At 44.4% G+C, this 6,548-nt stretch carries 7 protein-coding genes; 6 read left to right on the top strand and 1 reads right to left on the bottom strand.

The features are described 5' to 3' along the window. Positions 1-179 precede the first annotated feature (179 nt). From HXW94_RS17845 to HXW94_RS17855, 3 genes are all read left to right on the top strand, one after another. Positions 180-791 (top strand): FmdE family protein, encoded by a 612-nt coding sequence (locus HXW94_RS17845; RefSeq protein WP_178368255.1) that lies wholly within the window; start codon positions 180-182, stop codon positions 789-791. After that, complete coding sequence (gene mobB / locus HXW94_RS17850) at positions 775-1,332, top strand: molybdopterin-guanine dinucleotide biosynthesis protein B (RefSeq protein WP_178368250.1); 558 nt, start codon at positions 775-777, stop codon at positions 1,330-1,332. Before HXW94_RS17845 ends, mobB begins: the two co-directional genes overlap by 17 nt. A 443-nt stretch (positions 1,333-1,775) precedes the next feature. Continuing rightward, positions 1,776-2,120: a helix-turn-helix domain-containing protein gene (locus HXW94_RS17855; protein WP_343054701.1), complete on the top strand. Its 345-nt coding sequence runs from the start codon at positions 1,776-1,778 to the stop codon at positions 2,118-2,120. Between the two features lie 55 nt (positions 2,121-2,175). Here the strand turns inward: HXW94_RS17855 and HXW94_RS17860 are convergent, their stop codons facing one another. After that, on the bottom strand, positions 2,176-2,523 hold the full coding sequence (locus tag HXW94_RS17860) for a hypothetical protein (protein ID WP_178368252.1): 348 nt from the start codon (positions 2,521-2,523) through the stop codon (positions 2,176-2,178). Positions 2,524-2,751: 228 nt separating this feature from the next. Here HXW94_RS17860 and HXW94_RS17865 point away from each other — a divergent pair, with 228 nt between their 5' ends. From HXW94_RS17865 to HXW94_RS17870, 3 genes are all read left to right on the top strand, one after another. Beyond that, positions 2,752-4,044: an ATP-binding protein gene (locus tag HXW94_RS17865; protein WP_178368253.1), complete on the top strand. Its 1,293-nt coding sequence runs from the start codon at positions 2,752-2,754 to the stop codon at positions 4,042-4,044. 192 nt (positions 4,045-4,236) lie between these two features. Continuing rightward, entirely contained in the window at positions 4,237-4,581 is a 345-nt protein-coding gene (locus HXW94_RS19635; protein WP_246294209.1) for a DUF6122 family protein, read from the top strand. Positions 4,582-4,881: 300 nt separating this feature from the next. After that, entirely contained in the window at positions 4,882-6,234 is a 1,353-nt protein-coding gene (locus HXW94_RS17870) for a methyl-accepting chemotaxis protein (RefSeq protein WP_178368254.1), read from the top strand. Positions 6,235-6,548: the final 314 nt, after the last annotated feature.

Here is a 6,548-nt window from a genome sequence, read left to right on the forward strand (position 1 = left end):
TGTTGAGATAATCACAATTCATATTTGAGTATAATAAACACGGTATTTTGCTGTGACAAAATAGTTGCGATCAAAATTCTGATAATAAAAACTGTAAAGTACTTTTGAACTTATATGAAGGATGCCAAAAAATGATAGGCGATAATCCAGTTTTTAAAGAAAAATGCCGGGGGGGGGCGTTGAAAGATTTTAATACACTGCTTGAAGGATCGGCACAGGCACACGGTCATCTGTGCGCCGGTCAGGTGATCGGGGTACGCATGGCCATGCTCGGATGCCGGCTCATTGGCCTGGATGAACCGTCAACACTGCCCCAGATCAAAAAACTCATTGTCTATGTGGAGATGGACCGCTGTGCCACGGACGCCATTTCCTATGTCACAGGCGTAAAGCTTGGCCGAAGGTCCTTAAAATTCATTGACAACGGTATCATGGCTGCCACCTTTGTGAACCTTGAAATAGGGAAGGCGTTCAGGATCGTTTCCACGGAAACAGCCCGGGACCTTGCGCCGAAACTGATGCCCCACATTGAAGATCCAACGCTGGCTCAGCTTGAAGCCTACAAAATCATGGATGATTCGGATTTGTTCACGGTGTCCCGGGTAAAAGTCAATGTCCCGGCATCGGACATGCCCGGTCCCACACGCTTCAAGGCGGTATGTGACCGGTGCGGCATTGTGGTCAGGGATAAAAAAGAAGTTTTTAAAAACAACCGGATCTTGTGCCGGCCCTGTGCCCTGGGCACCTATTATGAGCCTGTGGATCCCAATGAAAGTGACCCAAAAGGATAGGATACCGTTTAAAGACACGCCCATGCAGACCATTGTCCAGATCATCGGCCGGCCCGGTTCCGGTAAAACCACCCTGGTGGCGGCGCTGGTGCGCCATTTCACTGGAAACGGCCTGTGTGTCGGCACATTGAAACACTCCAGCCATGCTTATGAATTGGACAAGCCGGGCAAGGATTCCCATGTACACAGGCAAGCCGGCGCCTGTCCCGCCGCCATGGTCAACGCTAAAATGGCCGCCTTATATTTTCCGGCTTGTGATCTCACCCGGCCCGAAAAATTGATTCAAACCTATTACGGCCAAGCTGATCTTGTTCTTATTGAAGGATGGCTTTCAGGACCCTATCCCAAAATCGAAATCTGGCGGCAATGTGTGGGTAAAACGCCATTGTTTGCGCATGTGGAAACGGTCTGTGCCGTGGTGTGCGACAGGGTGCCGGGGAACACGGAAAAACCATGTCCCCCGGTTTTTGCCCTGGATGATATCCCGGGCCTTGCCGGTTTTATATATCCAAAGGACGTTGGATCAAATAAGAGCTGTTGATAAATTAAGATTAGTCAAAAAGTTGGGAGTTATTTCAAAAAATACCCAAATTAAAGTTTGTAATTGTTTACAGGAACTGTTTGCATACTGATGAGGCGAAAAAAGGCATATAATCAGGGCGTCGCATGAAGATACTCACCAAGCACGTCCTATGGAGATACGTTCTTCCATGTTGTTCCAGATCATTAATGAAGTAAAACTGTTTTAAAAATGAGGCGTAAGGCCCATGATCGGAATAAAATCTTCGGGATTGGTCATAACATCGGCCACAGCGTAGGTTGGGTTGAACGAAGTGAAACCCAACAACTTATCGGCGTTGGGTTTCGTTCCTCAACCCAACCTACCGGAAATCCGTATGGCCTAAAATATGACCAAGGCCAAATCTTCCAAAATATGGTTTAGAATTTTCATTCGTCAAAGCGTGGCAATGGGAGCATATTGAAATATGTACTCATTATCAGCTTGCTAAAGCATTGGGTGTGAGTTTTTCCACCATTTCGAGGTGGGAGACAGGTCAATCGACGCCAAATGATACACAGATGGAGCAGCTTGAAGCGCTTCAGGACTTGCTGCAACAAAGCGACGTGGATAAAGAAAAACTGAGAAAAACCATATTGACCATCGGGTTGACCGGGGCGATTTTCGCAGCAGTGGCCGTGGGTATCCAATTATCAGGTTCTTTGGGCGGGATTTTTTCCGGATTTCTCTCCAAAACAACCGGCGCAAAGTTCGGGGAGCCTGTAACCGGAGAGGGTCTTTCCAAATTATTTAAAAAAAACGGGGGGTAGACCCTGATCTTCAGAGCCTGCCGCCCCCAAACTACCAATGCAAATTAAATTAAGATCAGATCCATTTTTCCCGATTCGCCTTCATCTTATGCCATTCCTCGGATTTTACGGTCCGCTTTCCCCGGGGGCAGTGAGGGCATTTGACCTCAACAGCAATATTTTGGGTGCCGGGATCTTCAAGGGCACGCTCAACAAGATCGTCGGGAATCATTTTTCCACAGGTCACTTTGCCCTCTTCGCAATAATAGTGGGTGAACCGTTCCAGAATCTTTCCTTTCTTGGCGGTAAACCAGCCCAACTCTCCCACGGCAACCGCTACGCCGGCCCAGCCGGCAAACCGGAGCAGGGTCTTGCCTCCGGCCACTCTTAATCCCTTTAAAACCATACTTGCCGGATTCGGCATACGTCCTCCTTGTGATTGATCTGGTTATGGCTCCAGGTGCTGACGACAGTCTACACCAAATTCCCGGTTTATGTTCAGAAAAAATTGTAAAATGGCAATATGGGGAATGGCAATATGCACTAACAATACCCAATATGGGGTCGGGCCACACTAACCAATATTTGAAATTTTCCTTAATATAAAACAAATAAGTATTGACATTTTCCTTAAAAAAAGGAAAATAAGTCCATGAAGCAAATATTAAAAACAATTATTAAGGATTTTCATTCGAGACCGCTACCATCGTTTAAGCCACGACATTTGGTCGTCCCCCTTGATCTGGGCAAAATTATTACAATCATAGGTCCACGTAGAGCTGGAAAAACATGGTATCTTTTCCAACTCATAGGAAGTTTGGAAAAGGTTGGGGTTAAAAGAGAGCAAATTTTTTATCTTAATTTTGAAGATGAACGCCTTGATTTTGATGCTGGTTATGACCAGCTTCTTGATGCCTACCTTGAACTTTATCCTGATCAGAAATTGGATGACGTCTATATCTTTTTTGATGAAATTCAGGAAATACCGGAATGGGAAAAATACGTTCGTCGCCTGTATGACACTGTAAGCAAGAAAATATTCCTTACTGGCTCAAATGCAAAAATGCTATCAAAAGAGATTGGCACCTCACTAAGGGGACGAAGTCTTTCTTTTGAAATCATGCCATTATCATTTCCGGAATTTTTATCTTTCAGGAGCATTGATTCCAAAGATATATATTCTACAAAAAATCGCGCGAAAATTCAGAGCAGCTTTGATGAATACCTTACCTGGGGAGGATATCCCGAGCTGGTTGATATGGAAAGTCGTTTTAAGGCAAACATTTTACAGGAATATTTTAATGTCATGCTCTATCGGGACTTAATGGATAGATATGAGATTCGGGACGCATCAATCGTCAAATACCTTATTAAACGCCTCATCGGTTCATTTACAAAAGAATTTTCTGTTAATAAACTTTTCAATGATTTGAAATCCAGGGGAATCAAAATTGGTAAAAATTCCATTTACCGGCTTATGGACCAAATTTTTTCTATCTACATGGTTACATGTGTGGAAAAATATGATCCGGCAGTAGTGAAAAGAGAGATGAGTAATAAAAAAATTTACCTTTATGATAACGGTATTGCCTCCGGTATCCGGTATACTTTTTCAGAAGATCGGGGCAAATTACTTGAAAATCTCGTTTTTACCGGTATCCGCAATAGTACAGAAGCCATTTTCTTTTTAAAGAATGGCTATGAATGTGATTTTGTAGTTTCCCCTGAAACTGAGAATCCAATCCTTATTCAGGTCACAGAGACTTTAAATAAAGATAATTTCAGCCGGGAAATAAACGGATTGGAAAAAGCCAGAAAGAGGATTAAAAATAGCAAAAGCTTATTGATAACCGGGGACATGGCAATACCTATAAATATGTTACCAGAATGGGTTGAGGTCATGACAGCATATGAGTGGCTGCTAAAGCAGAAGTATTCGTTGTAATTCGACACGGAAAGCCCATTGCAGAGGTCTCACCAGTTTCAAGCACTAAAAAATCACCAGCTTGGAAACAACCAGCGTTACGACTTTTATCTAAGGGGGCTGGGCTATCATCTGCAATTATTGAAGAACGAGAAGAGGAGCCCTCCCACATCACCTTTTTTGAAATCTACATTATTGAATTGCCTCCCTCCTATGGAAGTTAGTTCCGACATATTCAGGCATATAATCCACTATTCGTTTCATCTGTTGGTACCATTTTTATTCGCTAAACTGCTCTGGAAGAAAAATTGGTGGAAAGCAGCGCTGATTATGGTGGCAACAATGCTCATGGATTTGGACCATCTCCAGGCCGATCCAATTTTTGATCCCAATCGTTGCAGCATCGGTTTCCACCCTCTCCACACTTTGTGGGCGGGGATATTTTATTGCGGTCTTCTGGCAGTTCCTTCATGGAAGTGGCGTGCCGTATCGGTGGGATGCTTGTGGCATTTATGTACCGATTTCATTGACTGTTTGCTTGGCGGATTATGGCCATAGTTATTTCCGCTTTTCTTGTTTCCAGTTTCTATTTTCTGCGGCTCAGCCGCCTTAGGTTTCAGATTTTGCACAACACCAATTAAGCCCTCACAAAAAAAACACAAATTGCTAACTATTTTTGGATACTATTTGTCGTTAATTAAAATACGGCAGGCAGTGGTTATGCCAAGGTGAAGGCATTCAACGAGGGGGTCAAGCAGAGACGAAAGAAGGGCGCTCCTTTGATAAAATCCTTGCTGAATGCAGATTTTAACAGCGGCCCTAATCATTAATGATGCTGGCTCTTCATAAGGAATATCTATGACTGACTCCAAATCATCCTTTCGTATGAAGGATATGAGTATTTCGGTAAAAACATCGCTCGTCAGCGGAACGGTTGTCCTGGCTCTCCTGATTTCCATCGCGGTGATCATTTTGTCCATGGAAACCAAAATGATCGCGTACATCATTGACAGCCTGGTAGAAAAAGAAATGATAACCTCCCGGAAGCTGGAGGATATCAACACCAAGGTAAATAAGGATCTGACCGTCAAGATCATCGCCTTTGCCATAGTTCTGGCGGCCTTGGTCGCCACCATCTTTTTCACCTTGAGAGCCATTGCCGTCAAACCGCTGCAAAAGGTAACGGCCGGCCTTAAGGACATTGCAGAGGGCGAGGGAGATTTGACTAAACGCCTTAAAATTACAAGCAAAGACGAGGTGGGGGAACTGGGGCATTGGTTTAATACCTTTATCGGTAAAATCCATGAAATTATCCAGGACCTTGCCGAGAGTGAAGGAAGGCTGAACGCGTCTTCAGACAAGCTTATACACTTGTCCGGCAAGATGACGGTGAATGCGGATCAGACTTCGGAAAAGACCAAAATCGTATCAACCCGTTCCTCATCCGTTTCCGACGCCATGAATACCGTTGCAAATGCCATGGAAGAAGCGGCATCCAACATTAATATGGTGGCTGCCGCCGCCGAGGAAATGACATCCACCATCGGAGAGATCTCAAACAATACGGAGCGGGCCAATACGGTCACCCAGGATGCGGTGGAACATGTGACCACCGCCTCGGATCAGGTTGGCGAACTGGGCTCCGCGGCCCAGGAAATCGGCAAGGTGGTGGAAACCATTACTGATATTTCCGAACAGGTCAATCTCCTGTCCTTGAACGCGACCATTGAAGCGGCCCGGGCCGGGGAGGCCGGAAAGGGTTTTGCCGTGGTTGCAGGAGAAATTAAGGCCCTGGCCGGCCAGACAGCTGCGGCCACCAATGAAATCAAATCCAGGGTTGAAAGCATCCAGAGTGCCACAGGCCTTACCGTGGAAAAGATTAAATCCATCTCTTCTGTTGTTAACGACGTCAACCAGATCGTGTCCACCATTGCTTCGGCAGTGGAAGAACAATCGGCAACCACCCAGGAAATTGCCAGAAATGTGGGCCAGGTGTCCGATGGTATCAACCAAATTAATGACAGTGTCAACAGCAGCAGTGACGCGATTACAGATATGTCTGCTGAAATTGCCCTGGTGACTGAGGCTTCTGACGATATTTCCGCCAAAAGCAGTGAGGTCAATCAGAGCGCCGAAGAACTGGCAGTATTATCCCAAAATCAGAATGAGGTGGTCAGCCGGTTTAAAATATCGTTGAACAGCACCTTATAATCAGTTCCCTGAAAAATTTCATGGTAAACCAGATCTGCACTTGTATCCATGCCATTGACCTTCTTCCTGAAATATTTAAAAATATTGTGATCCGAGATTATGGCATCTGTTCTGCTATTTCATAAAAATAGAACGTTAGGTTATAAAATCTAATTAAATAGTAATCAAAAGTATTTAATTTACGATACAAATAGACTTTTTTATTAAAATGCAAGCACTTTAAATGGCTGAAACCCACAGCCTCTATTCCTTATCCTTATAAGTTCATTAAGGGATTCAGGAACTTCTTTTCGAATGATGTTTAATGCACCGTT

It is taken from the genome of Desulfobacter latus (genome assembly GCF_013389365.1).
Classification (GTDB): domain Bacteria; phylum Desulfobacterota; class Desulfobacteria; order Desulfobacterales; family Desulfobacteraceae; genus Desulfobacter; species Desulfobacter latus.